The organism is Patescibacteria group bacterium, assembly GCA_041651355.1.
GTDB lineage: Bacteria > Patescibacteriota > Patescibacteriia > Patescibacteriales > UBA12465 > JAPLVX01.
The window spans coordinates 689,007-708,533 of record JBAZJK010000001.1; the positions used below are offsets into that span (position 1 = coordinate 689,007).

The 19,527-nt window shown below is 42.0% G+C and carries 16 protein-coding genes and 1 tRNA gene; 2 read left to right on the forward strand and 15 right to left on the reverse strand.

All coding sequences use genetic code 11. The features are described from left to right. Window position 1 precedes the first annotated feature (1 nt). The 9 genes from WC441_03540 to WC441_03580 all read right to left on the reverse strand — a co-directional run bounded on the left by WC441_03540 (window position 2) and on the right by WC441_03580 (window position 9,736). On the reverse strand, window positions 2-1,585 hold the full coding sequence (locus WC441_03540) for a preprotein translocase subunit SecD (protein MFA5163575.1): 1,584 nt from the start codon (window positions 1,583-1,585) through the stop codon (window positions 2-4). A gap of 169 nt (window positions 1,586-1,754) precedes the next feature. Further along, on the reverse strand, window positions 1,755-3,413 hold the full coding sequence (locus WC441_03545; protein MFA5163576.1) for an aromatic amino acid ammonia-lyase: 1,659 nt from the start codon (window positions 3,411-3,413) through the stop codon (window positions 1,755-1,757). Window positions 3,414-3,415: 2 nt separating this feature from the next. Further along, window positions 3,416-4,822, reverse strand: a complete 1,407-nt coding sequence (hisS, locus tag WC441_03550; protein MFA5163577.1) for a histidine--tRNA ligase — start codon at window positions 4,820-4,822, stop codon at window positions 3,416-3,418. 154 nt (window positions 4,823-4,976) lie between these two features. Beyond that, complete coding sequence (locus tag WC441_03555; protein ID MFA5163578.1) at window positions 4,977-6,956, reverse strand: urocanate hydratase; 1,980 nt, start codon at window positions 6,954-6,956, stop codon at window positions 4,977-4,979. Window positions 6,957-7,119: 163 nt separating this feature from the next. Beyond that, a tRNA-His gene (locus WC441_03560) sits at window positions 7,120-7,192 on the reverse strand. A 59-nt stretch (window positions 7,193-7,251) separates the two neighbouring features. Next, window positions 7,252-7,920 carry a M15 family metallopeptidase gene (locus tag WC441_03565; GenBank protein MFA5163579.1) on the reverse strand — a complete coding sequence of 223 codons (669 nt, stop codon included), beginning with the start codon at window positions 7,918-7,920 and terminating at the stop codon, window positions 7,252-7,254. Window positions 7,921-7,985: 65 nt separating this feature from the next. Next, the gene (locus tag WC441_03570) at window positions 7,986-8,564 is read right to left on the reverse strand and encodes a GNAT family N-acetyltransferase (GenBank protein ID MFA5163580.1); all 579 of its coding nucleotides are present in this window, start codon (window positions 8,562-8,564) and stop codon (window positions 7,986-7,988) included. Then, window positions 8,551-9,315, reverse strand: coding sequence for a hypothetical protein (locus WC441_03575; GenBank protein MFA5163581.1), 765 nt, complete (start codon window positions 9,313-9,315; stop codon window positions 8,551-8,553). Before WC441_03575 ends, WC441_03570 begins: the two co-directional genes overlap by 14 nt. Before the next feature lie 91 nt (window positions 9,316-9,406). Next, window positions 9,407-9,736, reverse strand: coding sequence for a YerC/YecD family TrpR-related protein (locus tag WC441_03580; GenBank protein MFA5163582.1), 330 nt, complete (start codon window positions 9,734-9,736; stop codon window positions 9,407-9,409). Between the two features lie 133 nt (window positions 9,737-9,869). Between WC441_03580 and clpP the strand changes: the two genes are divergently transcribed. Next, window positions 9,870-10,451 carry an ATP-dependent Clp endopeptidase proteolytic subunit ClpP gene (gene clpP, locus WC441_03585; GenBank protein MFA5163583.1) on the forward strand — a complete coding sequence of 194 codons (582 nt, stop codon included), beginning with the start codon at window positions 9,870-9,872 and terminating at the stop codon, window positions 10,449-10,451. 61 nt (window positions 10,452-10,512) lie between these two features. Here clpP and tyrS read toward each other — a convergent pair whose 3' ends face one another. The 4 genes from tyrS to WC441_03605 form a co-directional block, all read right to left on the reverse strand. Continuing rightward, window positions 10,513-11,694 (reverse strand): tyrosine--tRNA ligase, encoded by a 1,182-nt coding sequence (gene tyrS / locus WC441_03590; GenBank protein ID MFA5163584.1) that lies wholly within the window; start codon window positions 11,692-11,694, stop codon window positions 10,513-10,515. Window positions 11,695-11,820: 126 nt separating this feature from the next. Further along, window positions 11,821-12,864 carry a hypothetical protein gene (locus WC441_03595; protein MFA5163585.1) on the reverse strand — a complete coding sequence of 348 codons (1,044 nt, stop codon included), beginning with the start codon at window positions 12,862-12,864 and terminating at the stop codon, window positions 11,821-11,823. 3 nt (window positions 12,865-12,867) lie between these two features. Further along, entirely contained in the window at window positions 12,868-13,059 is a 192-nt protein-coding gene (locus tag WC441_03600; GenBank protein ID MFA5163586.1) for a hypothetical protein, read from the reverse strand. 12 nt (window positions 13,060-13,071) lie between these two features. After that, a complete protein-coding gene (locus tag WC441_03605) occupies window positions 13,072-13,803 on the reverse strand; it encodes a hypothetical protein (protein MFA5163587.1) in 732 nt (243 codons plus the stop codon). Window positions 13,804-14,141: 338 nt separating this feature from the next. Here WC441_03605 and WC441_03610 point away from each other — a divergent pair, with 338 nt between their 5' ends. After that, window positions 14,142-16,016: a T9SS type A sorting domain-containing protein gene (locus tag WC441_03610; GenBank protein ID MFA5163588.1), complete on the forward strand. Its 1,875-nt coding sequence runs from the start codon at window positions 14,142-14,144 to the stop codon at window positions 16,014-16,016. Window positions 16,017-16,081: 65 nt separating this feature from the next. Here the strand turns inward: WC441_03610 and WC441_03615 are convergent, their stop codons facing one another. Together WC441_03615 and WC441_03620 are read right to left on the reverse strand one after the other, a co-directional pair. After that, window positions 16,082-16,396: a hypothetical protein gene (locus WC441_03615; protein MFA5163589.1), complete on the reverse strand. Its 315-nt coding sequence runs from the start codon at window positions 16,394-16,396 to the stop codon at window positions 16,082-16,084. Between the two features lie 9 nt (window positions 16,397-16,405). Beyond that, window positions 16,406-19,513: a hypothetical protein gene (locus tag WC441_03620; GenBank protein MFA5163590.1), complete on the reverse strand. Its 3,108-nt coding sequence runs from the start codon at window positions 19,511-19,513 to the stop codon at window positions 16,406-16,408. Between the last annotated feature and the right edge of the window lie 14 nt (window positions 19,514-19,527).

A 19,527-nucleotide genomic window follows, 5' to 3' on the forward strand; every position in this document is an offset into this window, starting at 1 on the left:
TTTATTTATTTTCTCCTGATTCCAACTTCCGTCTCACCCCTAATAGCCATAGGTTTTTCTCCAAGCGCTTTCCTGCCGCTAACAACAGGAATATCCTGGTAATAACGATAGCGCTAAACATAGAGACGGCGACACCGATAAATAAAGTGGTGCCGAAACCTTGGACTGAAGAAGTTCCGAAGAACATCAAGATGAAACAAGTTAAGATGGTCGAGACGTTGCCGTCGCGGATTGAGGGCCAAGCTCTTTTAAACGCGTTATCTAGGCCCAGACTTAAAGACTTGCCTTCCCGTAGCTCTTCCCGAAGACGGGCAAAAATCAAGATGTTCGCGTCGACGGCAATCCCGATAGACAAGATGAAGCCGGCGACACCGGATAAGGACAGGGTGACTGGCTTTAAAGCGTAAAAGAACAATAAGATGCCCACCACCACGAACAAAAGGGACATGACGCCATTAAATAATTTCAATTCATTAAAAGTATAGAACATGAGACTGACCATCAGGGCCACAATAATCAAGGCAAACCAGACTGGCAGGGCTTTAAATATCGCCAATACGGTCAAACCGTAAACCAATAAAGAAATAACGGACAAGAAGCCTGGTAAACGATAATATAAGATCATGAACAAAGACACAAGAAGTAAACCGATCAAACCGGCTTTCAAACTATTATCGATTGACTTAGAACCCAAACTTGCTTCGACCGTCTTCTGGGATACCAAAGAAATAGGTACTGGCAGAGCTCCGGAATTCAAACGCTTAACCAACATCTTAGCCTCATCGGTAGAAAACTTGCCGGAAATGACCGCCTGCCCCCCGGTAATCTTATCATTAACGGTGGGAGAACTAATCAAATATCCATCCAAAAAGATCGCTACCGGTTTGCCAATATTACGACCAGTAATATCTTCGAATAATTTAGAACCATCATTATCAAATTCCAAAGATACTTCCGGGCTGCCATCCTGACCATTAAAAGTCAGGTTGGCCCGCTTCAAATTCTTTCCAGTTAACTCTGTATTTTTCCAAGAGGCATTTAGATTAAGATTGACCGGAGTGGCCGTCGCTTGGCCATCTTTTCCAGGAGTAACTTCTACTGGCTGAGCCGCTATCTCGCCCTGTTCCTTGAATTCAAGCAAAGGAGTCTCGCCGATGCTCTTGATCGCTTCTTTGACATCCTTCACTCCAGCTAATTCAACGATGATTCGGTATTCGTTGTTAATTCCGCGATTAACCTGTACCAAGGGCTCGCTAACACCAAAAGCGTTCACCCTTCTCTCAATAACATCGCGAGAAGCGTCAAGGGCTCCTTGGCGATCACTTTCTGGAATATTACTCACATCGGCCTTGTAGACCAGATGGGTACCACCTTGCAAGTCTAAACCCAGACTGAAAGGCAGGTCCTTGACCTTCGGCAAAACCACGATATGGTTAGTTTTCTTAGCTAACCAGTCTTGCATCCGGTTATAATAAGGGGCACCGCTAGCCAAACCGACCATGATGGCAAAAATGAAAATAACCGCCAAAATCCACCAAGATTTGGCGCGAACAGACATTTTAGAGATTCTTTCTCCGATCGACATAAGTTTGAAATTTAGTATATGAAACTCCATTAATCTTAAAAGAAAAGAAAATAAAAATCAAGCACAAAAACATCAAAAATAAGGGGAAAATAATAAAAAATGGAGATTGTCAATATTTAAAAAAGCTGCCAGTTTAATACTGACAGCCTTAAAAAATTTCAAAGAACAATTATAAAATACTCAGCAATTCATCACCCTTCATCAATTTGAGCATTTCTTCGGTGTCCAGGGACAACATCCGGTCATCATCCATGGCTTTAATGTGTTTACGGATAAGCGAATAGGCAGCCCCGGTCACCTCGCCCAAAGTATCGCAACCATGAACAGCCAACTCTTTCTCAGTTAAGGAAATGCCCTGGCAAGCAGCCAATATTTCACAGGCGATAACAAAACGGGAGTTGGCTAAAACCTTGTGGGCGTGACGCGCAGAAATCGTGCTCATGCTAACGTAATCCTCCTGATTGGCCGAGGTTGGGACAGAATCAACCACTGAAGGATGACACAGCACCTTGTTCTCGCTAACCATTGCGGCTGTCGAGTACTGCAGGATCATGAAACCCGTATTCAAATCCTGGTGGGTCAAACCGGCCAAATCACTGGGCAGACCATAACTGGTGCCGGTCATGGTTAAGGCATAAATACGGCGATCGGAAATGTTTGCCAGCTGCTGCAGGGCGATTTTCAAAAAATCCATGGCTTGCCCCAAAGGTTCACCATGAAAATTACCACCGGACAAAGCTTCGAAACCGCCATCAGGTTTAGGGAATATCAAGGGGTTATCAGTGGCAGCGTTGATTTCATCGGTAAAAACACGTTGAGCATATTTAAAAGCTTCATAAGCGCTACCGGCTACCGGCGGATACGCCCGGAAAGAATAAGCATCCTGAACGCGTGGCACCGGCTTTCCGCCTTCATCATACTTTTTAGTATGAGCGTCAACTTCTGCTTTCAGAGGCACATCTTGTGATGCTTTCGTCATTCTCTTTGAACCAGCAGTAAAACGTAAGATGGTTTTAGCGATTTTAGCCGCTCCCTGATGATTGCGGGCACCGATCAATCTCTCATCAAAGGCTGCTTTTTCACCTCTGATGGCTTCCAAAGACAAAGCGGCGGCCAGATCCGAAAACTTAAACAATTTTTCCGCGTCATAAATCGCCAGTAACCCTAAAGCCAGGGTAAAAGTTGCGCCATTTGTCAGCCCCATTGCTTCTTTAGCCCTGAGAACCAAAGGTTTGATTTTGTGAAGTTTCATAGCTTCAGGGGCTGAACAAATAGTCAGAAAGGAGTCATCATCTTCTGCCCAAACATCCTGTCCGGGCAAACCGGTTAGAGCAGCAGCCACATGGGCTAAGGGGGCAAGATCGCCGCTTGAGCCAACCGAACCCTGCTCCGGTACACAGGGGATTACACCTTTGTTGTAGAATTCCAGAATTTTTTCACAGGTTTCCAGGCGCATACCCGAACAACCGGTAGCGAAAGAATTGACCCTTAATATCATCGCAGCCCTGACAACCTCTTCCGGAAAATAATCCCCGGTTTGGACGCAATGAGCTGGGATATAATGCTTTTGATAAGCATCGATTGTTTCGGTGGGCAGAATCGTACCTTTCTTGATACCACATCCGGTATTGACTCCGTAAATGATGTCACCGGCAGCGATTCTTTCTTCTAAGCCGGCCCGCTGTTTTGTAATTCTTTCTTTTGCATCATCCGATAAGGTCACTACCGGATAAAGATGATCGCCAGTTTCGTCGACGTAGCCGCGAGCAATCAAAACAACCTCTTCCAAGGTCAGAGTGCTGCCCGTAATAATAACTTGTTTTTCCATGGTTACATTGTTTTGGAAAGTGAAATAAAATAATCGCTCATTCTTTCTGTGGGGACTTCAGTTTGTTCCCTGGTAAAAAGATTCTTAACCTTGATTACATCGTGATGAATTTCATCGGCGCCAGCGATAATTACGAATTTAACATTTTGGCTAACAGCAAAGTTAAATTGGGATTTGAAGGTTGTGTCCTCTAACAAGCAAAGCTCAGCCTTTAAGCCAAGATCACGCAATTGCTTAGCTAAACGCAAATAATAAGAATCGTGGCTATTAGTTAATCGAAGAATCAGCACCTCAGCCGTCGTGATTGATTTGACTTTCACGAGTTCAAGCTGCTGTAAGGCGGCAAACAAACGGTCGACGCCAATCGAGGCGCCAACCGCGGGTAATTCGCTCCCAGTAAATCGGGCTACTAAATCATTGTAGCGACCGCCAGAAAAAACACTGCCAAATTCCGGAGCGTCTACTAAGACGCTTTCGAAAACTGGACCGGTGTAATAATCTAGACCGCGAGCGATGGAGAAATCTATTTCAACTGTTCCTTCGGGTACTCCAAAATCTGACAAATAAGAAATAATTTGTCTCAACTCAGATATACCCTCTTGAGCAATTGAAATTCTGTGGAAGACGGCCTCAGCCTGGTCAAGCTTAATGGAGTTGCTGCCACTAATCTCTAAAAAACGAGAAATCCTTGTAATCGCATCCGGCAATAAACCAGGACTTGGATCATATTCGTTCTCCGGAGTCATTTGCAGCTCAGATAAGACTTGATTGAAGCCGATTTTAGGAATTTTATCCAAAATTCGCATTACCTCTTTTGTAATATCGTCAGCGGAAACCTGGCCTCTGCCAGACACCCCTATCAACTCTGCTAAACCGTTTAAGATCTTGCGGTTATTAATACGAATTAAGAAGCGCTTTAAACCTAAAGCGGATAAGGTTTGATAAATAATAGCGATAATTTCTGCATCTGCCAGCATAAGAGAAGAACCGGCAATGTCGACATCAAACTGATAAAATTGGCGATATCTCCCTTTTTGAGGGGAATCACTACGGAAGACTGGTCCTAAGACCATGCGCCGCCACGGTAATTTTACCCCCTCTCTTTTCTTGTCGTTATAAGGATTGGCTGATAAAAAACGGGCGAATGGTACCGTATGATCGAACCTTAAAGATAAATTATCTTCATTACTACTTCCACGGCTTTTTACCTGGAAAATGTTTTTCGAAGTTTCATCTTCACCGACTAAAACTTTAGAAAATTCTACCATAGGCGTCTCAATCGGATTATAACCAAAGGAACGAAAAACTCCATTAATTATTCGCAGCATCTCTTCCCTGGCCAAAAATTCGCTGGTGTTAAAATCCAGAAACCCGCCAGGCTTTTCTGGTTTGATTTTGTTTGCTTTCATAGTCTGTTTTTATGGTTGTTATTCAATTTTCAAAGATAAAATACAAAAAATGTATTCCCCTTATATTAGGATAAAGCTGGAATAATGTCAACACAATAAAAAAGAGCCCTATTAAAAAAATAGGACTCAAAAAATTACAAAAAACTCATAAAAATCAATATACCAAATTATCTAGTAATTGTTCATCAACCAGATAAGGAATGGTGATCTGACCATTGGCTTGATGTTTATTATTCCAAAGTGCGGCTGTTTCCATAGCGCCTTGACTTCTAGCCCAACTGCGCCGAGCGATTCCACACATGACGTCCCAAGACAGGCTGCTTTTTAAAACTTCATCTACTCTTTGACTGCCATCCAGAAAAATACCATTGCCTCCATTACTAGATCGTCCGATGCCAACGCCACCGCCGTTAGATAAAACTACCAAAGTCATCCCTCGAGCTATATTACCAGCAAAACATTGGGTAGACATATCAGCTGTCGGTCTACTACCATCGTAAATATTAGCAGTTTCCCGAAATGGTGAATCGGTTCCAGAAACGTCATGATGATCACGTCCAATCATAATAGGGCCTAAGCGACCATCCCTAACCGCTTGGTTGAAAGCCAAGGCGATATTTATCCGTCCTTCTTCATCAGCATAGAGAATCCTGGCTTTAGTACCGACTACTAAATCGTTGTTTGCAGCATTAGCAATCCAATGATAATTATCGTAATGAAGAGGGCTTAGGGATGGGTCTATTAAAGACATAGCTATTTGATCTGTCAAACGAAGATCTTCGTCCTTATGACTAAGACAGACCCAGCGGAAAGGACCAAAACCACGATCGAAGCAAACCGGACCCATGATATCTTCAACATAAGAAGGCCAGATAAAACCATCGTCAGTATTGACTTGGTTTTTGGCGATAGTCTTTTCTCCAGCCTGAAAAATGGAATTCATGAAATTATTACCATAATCCCAAAAATGCGCCCCCTTAGCGATTAATCTCTCTATAACTCGGAAATGACGAAACAAAGATCTATTGACTAAAGCGATAAAATCGCTCGGATAATGTTTGAGCAACTGGCGGCCAGATGCAAAATCTAAACCGGCAGGAGTATAACCACCTTCGTAAACGGCATGGCAAGAAGTTTGATCGGAAAAAAGCTCAAAGAAAAAATCGTTTTCATCTAAACCCTCTAAAAGATCAACTATATTACCATAATAAGCCAGGGCTAAAGGCCGACCAGCATCCTTACTTTCTTTAGCTTTCTTCATGATAACTGACAAATCATCAGAATAATCATCAATAGACTTTTGCTTCAGACGTAACTGAATTCGGCTATAATCGACTTCCGCAATAATGGCTACCCCTCCGGCAATTTTAACCGCCTTAGACTGGGCACAAGACATCCCCCCGAGTCCGGAAGACACAAAACAAATGCCTTGTAAATTTTTATCTTGACCCAAGCCTAAATATTTACGAGCGGCATTTAAAATTGTTATGTAAGTTCCGTGAACAATCCCTTGCGGGCCAATATACATCCATCCGCCAGCTGTCATTTGCCCATAATTGGAGACACCCAAAGCAGCTAAACGCTTGAATTCGGTGATATTATTCCATTCTCCAACTAACAATCCATTAGTATTTATGACCCGAGGCGCTTGAGGCGAAGACGGGAATAGCCCAACCGGATGTCCAGAGCTGACAACCAAGGTTTGGTCTTCTTTCATTACTGATAGATATTTTTTAACTAAAAGATATTGCATCCAGTTCTGGAATATCTGGCCAGTCTCTCCATAGGTGACCAACTCATAAGGATAAAGCGCTACCCCGAAATCAAGATTGTTATCAATCATGACTTGCAGAGCGCGGGCAGCTGGTATGCCTTCATACTCATCAATAGGCTTGCCGGCAATTCTACCTTCCGGTCGAAAACGGTAACCGTATATACGACCCATAGTTCGCAATTCTTTCAAAAACTCGGGAGCAAGAATCGAGTGTAATTCTTCTGGTAAATACCGCAGAGCATTAGCTATTGCTAATTTGGTTCTTTCTGGATCCAATGTTAAACCACGATCTGGAGCGCGAAGTTGCCCTGGATCGAATGTCTTAACCGGCGGAAGCTCATTAGATAATTTAATATCCATGGCTTCAAAAACTTGAGGATTTGTTAAATTTTTCATGATTCAGATTTTAATATTAAACAATTTTAAAGAACTATCTTATTAACGCTTTAAAGCAATCTTAAACCCCGTCCTGACTTAAGTCAAATATTTAAAAAGCCTGTTTCTTATTTAAAACAGGCTGGCGGGGGTACGACGGGATTCGAACCCGCGACCAATAGATCCACAATCTACCGTTCTAACCCCTGAACTACGTACCCCGTATATTTGAAAAAGAAAATTTTGTTTCTCAATATGTTAGCAAGAAACTTAATACCTGTCAATCAATAATAACTGAAGAATAGAGAGACTTCTTGCGGCCATAAAAACTAGCCCATTCTTTATCTCCATAAGAAAAATGCCACCATTCTCCGTTAAAGGGAGCAAACCCCTCCTTGAGCAAGAGACTCCTTAATAAATAACGGTTATAACGCTGTTCTCGATTTAGACCCTTAGCGAAAGCCTTGATCTTCTCCGGCTGGCTAAAATCAGCTATCCTGGTCCCCATATCTAATTCTTGGCCATCTTTTTCAATACTTATATCTAAAGCACCGCCAGTTGGATGGCCAGCCACATCTGGTACAGCCACAAAAGCATGGACTAAACTTTTGAGTTTTTCTTGGCTCAAGTTGGGTTTTTCTAAATTTATTTTTTTAAAAACCCTTTTAAAATACTTTTCCTGGATGGCTGGGTGGCGGTAGCCATAAACAACTTTTAGACGAAGACTGGGGTCTTTTTTTTGTAAGATTTTATTTATCCGGCGCAATTTTAGGGCCACGGCTTTTCTGACAAAAATTTCCGGACCGCTTATCCTCAACATATCCTTCTTCTGGTAGTGACAATTTATCTCGGGACAGAGAGAATTTAAAGAAACCAAAGGATCTTTATTTTCCCCCGCTTTGATTTTCTGTAAATCGGAATATTTAAGAATTTTTCTATTATTTAACATAAGTTATTTAAATTTTATCATACTGTTCTTAAAAAGCCCACCTTTATAGTGGGCTTTAGTTTTTTCTAATCAATCTCTCCATAGAGAAAGATGCGTTGCCGGCTTTTCGACTCAACTCCGATTCCTGTAACATCTTGCACTAAACCATCAATTTCCTTCGCCCCTAAATGCTTATACATCCTTACCGAATTACTACCTTCAGCGGCTGTCCTCACAATATAATGGGATAGGCCGAAACTTTTGGCCCAGCTCCAACGCTGACGTATCAATTCGGTTCCGATACCTAAGCCGCGAAAATCTGACAAAACTGCCAACTCTGACATATAGCAAGCGCGATTTAGCGGGATGGGCAAAGAATCTAACCGGGAAAAAAACAAATTTTTAACATCTTCATTAGCTTCGCCTGGCATGATGTTAAGAATCGGGATACAACAACCAAGACCGATAACCTCATCACCTTTCATCGCCAATACAATGCAACCTTTTTCCAAATGGGAATCCCAGGCAGAATAAATCACTTCCTCATCAGAATAAGTCTCAAAGTATGGCGGACCAGCAAACACCTCTTGGTAAACCTTAATGAAAGCTGGCTGATACTTCAGCCCATCCTTACGACTCAAAATCAGATAATTAATACTCTCCATCTGTAACCTCCATTTCGCTAGTTAGAATTACTTCTTTATCTTTAATTAAGACGGTAATAACCTTGCCGGTTGGTTGAAAAATCTGGCTAAAGCCTAAAACTTTAGCGGCCGCGATCGACCCAGACCCGCAGGAAGATTCATAAAAGAAAGAGTCTACGCCTTTTACCCAGACGACCGGATCAATCTTGGCGGTAAACTCACCTTTACTGACCCAAACTACTCCGACTGCTTCTCGGTTATCCAAGTTTAAAGCTTTAGTAATTTGCCGATGCTTGATTTCGAAATCAACTTCCGGAAAAGCGGCCTCAATGATAACGTGGACGATACCGCCTAAATCAACCAACGTCGCTGTTTGACCGATATCAACCGTCGAAACCTGCAAAGGCATTTCTGGAAAATGGCACTCCACTAAGAATTGGCGAGGAGCTAATTCAGATAAGGAGGCACGAACAGTTTTTGGAAAACCAGACATCGTAAATTCAACCTGGTTTTTACCAATCAACTTAGAGAACAAGATGGCCGCCGCCCTAGCTGCATTACCGCAGAATTCGCCGCCGCTCATCTCAAAATGTTGGTCAGCAATTACTAGAAAGCCGGCCTGTTCAACGGATTTATCCTGGTTATCAAAAATTAAATCACGGCCGATTTTTTCATATTCGGCACGAGTTTTAGCTTTTGATAAAACCATGATAGCCGTAGCATTACCACCAGCGGCAGTAATGACATAAACTTTGTTTTCCATGTTTTTCATACATGAGATTTTTAAGGGTTTATTTTTGGTTTTAAAAAAGAGCGTTATTATTCTTCTGTTAAGAAGAGTTTGAATTACGATCAATGAGATCTTAAGCCAAACCCTTCCTAACAGTCAAATGGTGTTGATGCGCTCTAGTTCTCTTAATAATTAATTTGTAGCCATCCATACCAGAATTCAACCATTTAGAAATCCTGGCGACGGTCGCAGAGCTTAAACCCGTTTCTTGCTCTATGGCGGCATAGGACTGCTGGCCAGCTAGCATCTGAGCAGCCCGCCATCTTCGACTGAATTCTAAAATCTCCTGTTCGGTTAACAGGTCGCGAAAAAACCTTTGAGCTTCATCCAGATTCCTAAGCTTTAAGATGGCAGAATACAGATCATTAATATAAATATTGTTTTTTGATTCTCCGGCTGGCATAATATTACTTTATCTAAGTAAAGTGCTTTATTATAATAAAGCATATCAAAAATAATGTCAAGCGCCAGACATTTACAAAAACATCGCTTTAACCTATAATTAGTGTTAAATAACTAAAATAAACTAAAAATATATGCCTCTAATACCAACCGTTATCGAAAAGGAGGGACAAGTAGAGAGAGCCTATGATATCTACTCCCGTCTCCTTAAAGACCGAATAATCTTTCTTGGAGAAGGGATCGATGACCATACCGCTAACATAATTATCGCCCAATTCTTATTTTTGGACGCTGAAAATAAGGATAAAGATATCAAGTTCTATATCAACTCGCCCGGCGGATCAGTCACGGCCGGCTTAGCCATCTACGACACCATGCAATATATAAAATCGGACATATCTACTATCTGCGTGGGCATGGCTGCTTCTATGGCTTCAGTTCTTTTGGCCGCCGGCACGCCGGGTAAGAGACTGGCTCTGCCTAACAGCGAAATCATGATCCATCAAGTCATGGGCGGCGCCGAAGGACAAGCGACTGATATTAAAATCAGAGCTGAACATATCCTAAAAATCAAAGACAAGATGAATAAAATATTAGCCCAACACAGCGGCCAAAAAATAGCCACGATTGAGAAAGATACTGATCGCGATTATTTCATGACAGCCGAAGAAGCTAAAAATTATGGATTGATTGATAAGATAATCAAAAAACAATAATCCTAACCAAGACAAAAAAACCACCGCCTGCAGGCGGTGGTTTTGTGTAATCCTAAAAAATTTATACTATCTTCAAAAAATTAATCTTCCCCTTCTGGATGACTGCCCCCGAATGAACCTGAGCGCCCGGATCCTTCTCTACCACCTGATTTATCTTGACCCCTCCCTGTTCAATCACCCGTCTCGCATCCGACTTAGAGTTAACCAGCTTAGCTTCTACTAAAATCGAGACCAAGTCGTATGCATGAGGTTTGAATTCTTCTATCTCTTCCGGAACTTCCTTATGGGAAAAAGTCTTGATAAAATTATCCTCCTGAGCTAGAGCCTCGGTTTCAGAGAAATAAAATCTCACAATCTCTTTGGCCAATCTTATCTTATAATCCCTCGGATTAGCTCCGTTTGCTAAAGCTGATTTAAAATCATTGATTTCGGCTAAATCCAAACGGGTAAGCAAAGTAAAGTAATCGATAATCGACTCATCGCGCAAAGACATGATCTTACCGAACATATCTTTAGCGGAATCCAATAGATTAACAGTGTTACCCCAGCTGGAGCTCATCTTGCGACCATCCAAACCTTCAATTATGGGGTTGGTAATGATATTCTGAGGAGTTTGCTGGTAATAGCGTTGCATCTCCCGCCCCGCTAAAAGGTTGAACTTCTGGTCCGTACCCCCGATTTCAACGTCAGCTTTTACCATGACTGAATCATAGCCTTGCATGAGAGGATATAAGACCTCGCGCAAAGAAACGCGAGAACCAGCTTCTAGGCGACGACTGATATTCTCCCGAGAAATAAATTCATTGATAGAAAATATATTAGCCTGGCGGCAGATCTCTTCATATTTCAGCTTCCGCAACCAGTCACCATTATAGTGGACTTCGCATTTCTTAATATCTATTATCTTTTTAGCCTGATCAACGTAATTCTTAATATTATGCTTAATGGTCGCTTCGTCTAACATCGGCCTCTCACTGGTCTTGTCAGAAGTATCTCCGATAGTGCCAGTAAAATCACCGATGATAAAGATTATCTGGTGGCCTAATTCTTGAAAATCACGCAATTTTAATAAGGGCACTGAGCGTCCAAGATGGATATTAGAACTGGTCGGGTCGATACCTAGCTTCACCCTGAGCTTCTGGCCACTCAATAATTTCTTACGCAAGTCGTCCCGATCAATCGCTTCTGCCACCCCTCTGCTTAATAGCTCATCAATCTTCTTAACATCGCTTATTATCTTCATATGATTATATTTATTGCCTTTTAAAAAGATTATATAAAAATACTAACACACCAAACATCTTTTTTCCAGATATAAGCTAAAGGAGCCGCTTCTGGCTCCTTTTATGACCTAATTGCTGTCTTTTAATCAAGGCTGGGTTTTAACTTTTAGGGAATTAAGCATCAACCGGAATATATTAGGATAAGCCAGGTTTTTCTCATCTAAAGGGGTATAAGCTAAAACATAAATATTCTCTTCCTTATTATCGGTAAAATAAACGGTCAGGCCATCATCACTCATTACCCCGTTGCCCCAATCTTTGGCAATCAGCTGGGCCTCCGGTATATCTAGCACGGCAAATTCCTCTTTATACCAAGCGGCGATGCTTTGCGCGTTCAGATTCTTCTGGACCGACAGTTGGATAAATGATTCGTCGGCCGCGGTAAAGATTACGGCGTCATCTGTCGCTAAAGGTTTTAATGCCCAAATCTTAGGATAAAGGATTTCATATTTAGCCAGCGAGTATTTAGCTAAATTAACATTGGCGTCAAGCTTGCCGGTGCTGATCGGGTCATAACCGGCCTGGATCTCGGCTAAATCAGAAAAACCATCGGCATCAGTATCTTCTAAGTTAGGGTTAGAACCCAAAATCACCTCTTCTAAATCATTAATGGTATCACTATCGGAGTCTACCACCGGTTGAGTCGAAGAAGCAATAATATTGCCTTCCCCCTGGAAAACCAAGCTAGAGCTAGCACTAGAAGTCGCGACTTCGGTCGTAATCGTAGCTAAACTAGCCTCATTAATATTGGTCGGAATTTCAGCTAAGATCGGATCCGGGGTGACCGCATTATTTATTGGATTACTGTTAATCTTCGGGGCATCTTGATTTTGAGACACAGGTCGACTGGTAGCCGCCGGCTTGATCATAAAAGTATAGGCGGCATAAATAATACCACCGACCACCAGCAAGCTACCAACGATAATGAACAGGCCTATTTTTTTGTGCTTCGACTCTGAATTTATGATTAAGGCGCCGTCAGCCCCAGAGGCATAAGAAGAATTAGCCAAAACACTCTTAGCTGGCATACTATGAATAGAAATATCCTGATCTAGACGGGCGCTTAGATCCTGCTTCTTATCTTTATCATTTTCTAAATTTTTTTTTGTTTTCTTAGCTTGCAAAAACATATTTTATTTAAAACACAGGTAAGCTAAACCGGCCATGATCATAAAAGTGATGAGCCCGGCCCATAACCAGCCACGACCTGGAAAGATGGTTTCTCCCGGTTGGGGCATGATGTGCAAATTTAGCATTAAATTACGGCTCGGCTTAACGGGCGCCGCACTTTTAAAAGTCTGACCGTTGGCTAAATTGCTTAGCATAGATAAAAGTCCTTATCTCGATAGCTTACCTGGACCGTTAGGATTATATCCGCCACGGATTTCCACGCTGTCAGTAAATCCATCGTTATCGCTATCGGACAATAAAGGATTGGTTTGATAAGTATTCACTTCCTCGCCGTCGCTTAAACCGTCATTATCGGAATCGATCAGGTTCGGGTTGGTACCCAGCTGATTCTCTTGGGTGTCATTTAAACCGTCACTATCAGAATCAATCGTGCTCAAATCGGGCACAGTCGGAGTCACCACCACGGTTGAAGTCGGAATATCACTGATTATATCTGAGGTGCTGGCCATGTCTGCCGGAGTCGAACTAGGTGTTTCGGATACTGACGGTGAATTAGTAACCGGAGGGGTCGGCGCACTTGTTTCAATCGGAGAAGGTTCTGGCTCGGAATTCACCAAAGATGACTGAGCTGTAAATTTGGTATAGGCAAAATAGGCCCCGGCTCCCAAAATGCCAAGGATGATAAAAATAATAACTAATTTTTTAAGTACCTTGCCGCCTGAGTGTTTAGGGGCGTCTTCCTCTTGATGGGCTACTGCACCTAAACCGACAGTCTGGGCTTCAATTTGAGGCCGAGCCTGAGAAAAGACGCCGACACTGTCCACACGGTCGGTCTCGGAAAAGATATCATCAACCTCTTTCTTAGGAGGAACCGATCCCGAGGCTGGAGTGGGGTTCACGCCGTTAGCTGGCGGGGTGTTAGTGATCTCATTAAACATATTTTTTGTTATATAAAAATACCTAAAATTAATCCTTTCATCAGGCTAATATAAAACTAATTACAGTATAACATTTTTTTAATTTTATCACTATACACAGAACGATAAAAATACAAAACATTGTTATTTCAGGATTTTGGGGCTATTATGATAATAGAAAAGATTTAAATTTTTAAACAAGAAAATCTAAATCGTTCCTCTTGACAAAATCAACAAAAAAAACTAATATAACAAGTCTATCTAAAAATAGGCTGAAAGGAGCCATAAAGGCCCAAATAACCCAGAACATTAACAAAAAAATAATAAAAACCATGCTAAACCCTTTAATTCAGAAACCCATGAAAAAGTTGTTCTACTTTTTTCTGCTTTTTGGCTGGCTGTTGATTAATTTCCGGCCGGCTGTTTCCCAGAGCATCACGATGCAAGAAAACTGGAATGTCGCCCTCACCGCCGGAGAAATCTGCCAGGATCTGCAGGTTATGAACGGCTATGCTTACACCTTAATTTACCGAGGCTACTGGGTAAATTTTGATCATTACCGCGTTGAAAAACGCGATGCCAGTGGCAATGTTGTCGCCTCAGTCAATAAGGATGATGTCAAATATGACATGAATATGTTGTGTTATGATAATAAAGTCTTACTAACGAGCATGATAGATAATGGCCACTTAACCGGAGTAAAACTCTATAGCGATAACCTAAGTTTGCTAAAAGACACTACCTGGACTGGTCTAGGAGTCTACCAAAGCCTTTCTTCTAGATTAGATTATTACGGGAATTATATCTGGTGGACGACCGAGGGTTGTAATCTGGCAACTATGGTAAAAATTTACAAGATAAACCCAAATACTTTAGCCAGCGTAAATGATTTAACCATTGACTCAACTAATTTCTCTGGTCTTCTAAAAGAATATGATCTTTTTAATTCATACGGAGGATCTTATTACTTAAATCCTATAATATATAGTTCGGGACCGACAACTTCTCAGAAAATCAAATTTGATGGCAACCTGCAAATATTGAATGCTGACCCACCAGAAAACTTAATCTTTTTGATGGATTTATTCGGTTACAATAGTTCGATATACTACCTAGGTGGTATAAATTCTGGAAGCGGAGGAATTAAACTAATCAAAAAGGATACGAATAATTTTACTAACGCGTGGGAAGTGTCGTTAACCAATATAAGCACTTATAGGCGCCCTGGCATACACCCAAATAACAACGTTTTCCTTTTTGCCGACGGGGATGGCACGGTTAGAAAAATTAACCCAAACACCGGCAGCAATTTAGGATGGGTCAACGTTGCCAGCCTCTCGCCGATAGATGACGTAGCTCACTATTTCGGGAAGATTAACTGCGGCCAGGATTATCCTTTCATGATAATCGGGCCAACCGGGACCAACCCCAGCGAACCATTCAAAATCTACCTCCTCGATCCAGCCAGCCTCGGAACGCTGTCGATTAAGACTATGAACAATATTAGTCCTAATTACAAAATCATAGAAGCTGGAGATAAGATCTACATTATCAACGACCGAATCATTGAATTATCGGTTTTAGTCTGGCCAAGCATCAACCTGGTTGACCTTGGTAGCGGGCAGGTTATTAACCCTGGCAACTACATTATCAACCTTAGCACGCCCAATGTCCCGGACACGGTCATCTTCAACAGCAATGGAGACTTTGGTATCAAGAACGTTAGCGGTAGCTCAAAAACCATCAAATGCAAAAAGGTGATACTGAACCAAGTCAATGGCGCCAGTAACTGCTTTGTCTGGGATACGCTCTATAACTCTTCCGTTTCTATCTCGGGACCGCTGATAATAGCTTCAGACAGCATCTTTAGCGGCTTTCGATCTCTTTACAGCTGGAATAATCATTTAGGTTGGACTTCTATCCGTTATGTCTTCTTCAATCAGGACGACCCGACAGATTCTACCTGGTACCAAGTAACCTATGACATCGTCACCGGACTGGAAGAAAATCAAGCCACAAGCTTAAAAGTCTATCCTAATCCGGTTAAAGATTATCTCTATTTGGATAACGCCCTTAATCCTGTAGTAGAAATCTTTGATGCCCTGGGCAACCTGGTGTTGACTGCCAATGCTACTCGCCTGGATCTTTCCACTCTCCCTAGCGGCCTTTACCTTTGCCGGATTAAACAAAACGACAATGGCAAAGTAGAAGTAAGGAAATTTCTTAAGCAATAAGCTCTTTACGGCTCTATACAAAAATCCTCTGTACGAGAAACAGAGGATTTTTTAATTTCCTAAAACTACTGCTTTATTTCTGGCCGAGGCGGCCTTTGAACTTCAAGCTGCCGCAAGTCTGTCACGACATCGCTGTCTTTACGGATAAGCTTATAAACAATTACATTGTTGCCGGAGTCACGCTGAATAACCTGTGCCCTAGTATTAGGGTCAAGATTCTTGGCTGCTTTCTCGGCGGCGGTCATATATTCAACCTTGAAACTCTGCGCTGGCGCTTGATTATTATTAGCCCCTTTATTTATCCTGACAAAAACCCAGGATAAAACTGCGATAAGGATTAAAAGGGCTAGGACTAATAAAATTATTTTCTTTTTATTCATAAATTTATTTTATACTGGGCCTTGGTTGCACATCGAGGGGTTATCATGCGGGAAACAAAACTCATAGCTGGTTTTATGACAGCAAAGATAGCCGGTTTCGCAATATTCATAATTCCCGCAATTCGGCAATTTGCATTGCTTATTGCTAGTGCAAACCTTGCCTTCGGGACAACCATCGTCTCCGGTGCCAGTGCCGCACAAACCGCCACAACCGTCGGCTCCGCACTGTTTATTAGTACAATTCCTTTGACAGCATTGACCATTCTTGCAAATCTGCCCAGGCGGAGTTTCGCAAACGCCACAAGATCCGCCGCAGCCATCTGGGCCGCATTGCTTATTAGTACAATTCGGGCAACAACCTTCTCTTTCACAACCATCAACCACGTTATTATTGCAATTTTTCCAACCGACTGCACAGGTAAACACTGAATTATTAAATACCTGATGGGGATACAAGCATGTCCCATCCGCCCCGGTTGGATTATCAAACTGGCAATTGCTTGCACATTTTAGGGTTAAGCCTCCATAGGGCGCAACCGACCAAAAATTAAAATCTTTGCAGGTCTTGCCGCCAAAATCACACTGCCCGTTAGTAACATCGCAATCGCAAACTTCGCTAATTTGATTAATAATACCGTCACCACAAGTGGCCCCGGGGGGTGTACTACCGCCAGCGGCTTGTCCGCAATCTTCCGGGGCATTGATAGGAGTTTCTAAAGGAAGGCCGCTGCTATAATCTATAGTTTCACATAAGCCATCACCTTTAAACCCGCCGCCCTTAAGAGGCGAAGAGAACACGCAATAAGAACCGTTTTTTATCGGATACACAAAATCAGAATTTGAATCACAAGAATACTGTCTGGAAATACTGCTGTTAGCCGGCCAATCGCTAATAAGAGGCACGGAACGGGTCGTTGAGGCAATGCCGTCGCAATCCTCAAAACCATCATTATAATAACCACCCTTCCCCTCAGTGTTCGGATAACCCTTCACCCCGTCGCCGCAAAAACTATTAATCTTCAAACTAAAAGATTTACTACTAGCGGTCTTAAAATCATTGGTAGCTGTAATCGTCACGTCATATGAACCAATATCACCGATAGTAATATTCGGAACCGCAGTATTATTATGTATATAATAACGATTTGAATCAATCTCTCCGGGGTTATTTATGGCCGCATAAGCTTCCTTATCAACGAATAAACTAGAAGAGCCAAACAAACCGCTTAACAATCTCATAAACCACGATTTTTTAGCTACTGTATTAGTATTTTTATCTTTAGAAACCTGACTATAGTTGTTATCAAGTATTAAAGCATTACTAGAGGGCAAGCCAATGGCGGTATAGGAAATTGTATAATCACCTTGTAACCTATTACCAATAAAACAAGCATAAGGGCGGCCAACCCTGGCTTCTGCTGGACAATTAAAATCAAGAATTGGAGGGGTGACTACTATATTAAACTTGATTTTTTTAGAAACTCCACCAGGGCCACCAACAGATAATAAATAAACTGTAGTTGTGTTGGATAAGAAGGGACCGTTAGGATAACTTCCAGTGCTTAAAGACTTTAAGTCATTTCTATTAGACTTCATTTTTATCTCATATTTATTCTCGCCCAACCTAGTAGACGACAAAAGAGCCGGGTCAAAATCACCTAAATTTCTCCCGCCGCCAGTTTCGCGTGTTAAAGTTTTTGATAAGCTACCATCTCCAGTATAAATAAAGGAGTATTCTAGATTGCTATTCGGCTTGAGCACGTGCGTGATATCTTCGGCCTCGAGAAGGACTTGAGATTCAGAGATCTTAATCGGTATAGTGGTGGTGGTCATGGTGCCATTACCATCATTAACGGAAAAACTGAAGTGATAGTTGCCCGGATCACCGGCCTTAGCTGCGTGCAATTTGATCTGGTTAGGATTATTAGTCATTTGCATCACTGGCATATTATCCCAGGACCAATCATCGGTAGGTACAAAATTAAAAGTCAAAGGGTTGTTTTCAGCATCAAAAACTTTGATGAAACCGTTAAATTCCTGGCCGCTAATACCGTTTAACTGATAATCAACTATCTTAGGCGGGGTATTGGCAGCGCTGGTATTATTAATAATGGCATCAGCGCATCTAAACTTGGATAAAGCGTTGCCAGAGGTGTTATATTCATCCGGACTTTCCATACCGGCGCATAAAGTATAGGCTGAGCCATTACTGTCAGTAGAGTAATAGATAACTCGACTCATAGCTGGAAACTTGAGGTGCTTCCCGTCGGATGTCTTTTCAAAAAAAGTGTTATTATTCTTATTCCAACAAGTAGCCGCCTCAAAGCCTGGGCAATAGCCCATGGAGTCGATGGGGTCACTAAGCGTACTTAAACTTAAAGCCGGCAAGAGCACTTCGCGCCAACTAGGCCAAGTTGAAACTGTCTTGTGTTTTACGAAAGTGCCAGCATCTAAGACCGGGAAACGCTTATTGGCCGTTCGGTAATTCGCTAAAGCTGCATCTAATTCTGACAAACGAGCCACCCGTTCAATATCTCTCGTTATTTTAGCTTTCAGGCTGGAACAAAAAACGCCGACTGAACAGTCAGTATCCGAATTACACTTTGAATCATTCTGAGGAATGCATTTATTGCGATAATCGCTGGCATCAGCGCTGCATTTATAACCAGTGGCACAATCTTTATCAGAATTACAGGGTACGGAACCAATATTGCAATTGCCTTCCAAAGAAGCCGAAGGGAAATTCTCATTAAACTTCCAATGGGAAACGATACTCCCTAAAACATCGGAAGTTTGGGTATTAGCGGTTTGATTATATGAGATCAGATAAATATTAGTATATATGGTGGTGCCGATAACATTGGTCGCGTTTACATAAACTGTCCGGCCATCGCGGATTGCTTCATAGCCATCAACCGTCAAGGCTTGGGGGGAGCCTTTGAAGCCCTGCTCTTTATACCAGCGGGAAATCGAATAATGATGAGGATTAGGTAGCACTCGGACCGCAATGGCGTCGGAGCTGTCTTGCTGGGCTCTAGTTAGCGGAGAAAAAAATAATAGGCTACCGAAAATAAAACCCAAAGCAAGAAAAAAAATTATAAATTTATGTTTTGACATATTTGAAATGATGC

Coding starts and splice junctions, on each gene's coding strand:
- WC441_03555 (MFA5163578.1), bottom strand. CDS start 6,956: ATGGATATTAAATTATCTAATGAGCTTCCGCCGGTTAAGACATTCGAT.
- WC441_03610 (MFA5163588.1), top strand. CDS start 14,142: ATGAAAAAGTTGTTCTACTTTTTTCTGCTTTTTGGCTGGCTGTTGATT.
- WC441_03615 (MFA5163589.1), bottom strand. CDS start 16,396: ATGAATAAAAAGAAAATAATTTTATTAGTCCTAGCCCTTTTAATCCTT.
- WC441_03600 (MFA5163586.1), bottom strand. CDS start 13,059: ATGCTAAGCAATTTAGCCAACGGTCAGACTTTTAAAAGTGCGGCGCCC.
- WC441_03570 (MFA5163580.1), bottom strand. CDS start 8,564: ATGGAGAGTATTAATTATCTGATTTTGAGTCGTAAGGATGGGCTGAAG.
- WC441_03565 (MFA5163579.1), bottom strand. CDS start 7,920: ATGTTAAATAATAGAAAAATTCTTAAATATTCCGATTTACAGAAAATC.
- hisS (MFA5163577.1), bottom strand. CDS start 4,822: ATGAAAGCAAACAAAATCAAACCAGAAAAGCCTGGCGGGTTTCTGGAT.
- WC441_03580 (MFA5163582.1), bottom strand. CDS start 9,736: ATGCCAGCCGGAGAATCAAAAAACAATATTTATATTAATGATCTGTAT.
- WC441_03575 (MFA5163581.1), bottom strand. CDS start 9,315: ATGAAAAACATGGAAAACAAAGTTTATGTCATTACTGCCGCTGGTGGT.
- WC441_03605 (MFA5163587.1), bottom strand. CDS start 13,803: ATGTTTAATGAGATCACTAACACCCCGCCAGCTAACGGCGTGAACCCC.
- WC441_03620 (MFA5163590.1), bottom strand. CDS start 19,513: ATGTCAAAACATAAATTTATAATTTTTTTTCTTGCTTTGGGTTTTATT.
- WC441_03540 (MFA5163575.1), bottom strand. CDS start 1,585: ATGTCGATCGGAGAAAGAATCTCTAAAATGTCTGTTCGCGCCAAATCT.
- WC441_03545 (MFA5163576.1), bottom strand. CDS start 3,413: ATGGAAAAACAAGTTATTATTACGGGCAGCACTCTGACCTTGGAAGAG.
- WC441_03595 (MFA5163585.1), bottom strand. CDS start 12,864: ATGTTTTTGCAAGCTAAGAAAACAAAAAAAAATTTAGAAAATGATAAA.
- tyrS (MFA5163584.1), bottom strand. CDS start 11,694: ATGAAGATAATAAGCGATGTTAAGAAGATTGATGAGCTATTAAGCAGA.
- clpP (MFA5163583.1), top strand. CDS start 9,870: ATGCCTCTAATACCAACCGTTATCGAAAAGGAGGGACAAGTAGAGAGA.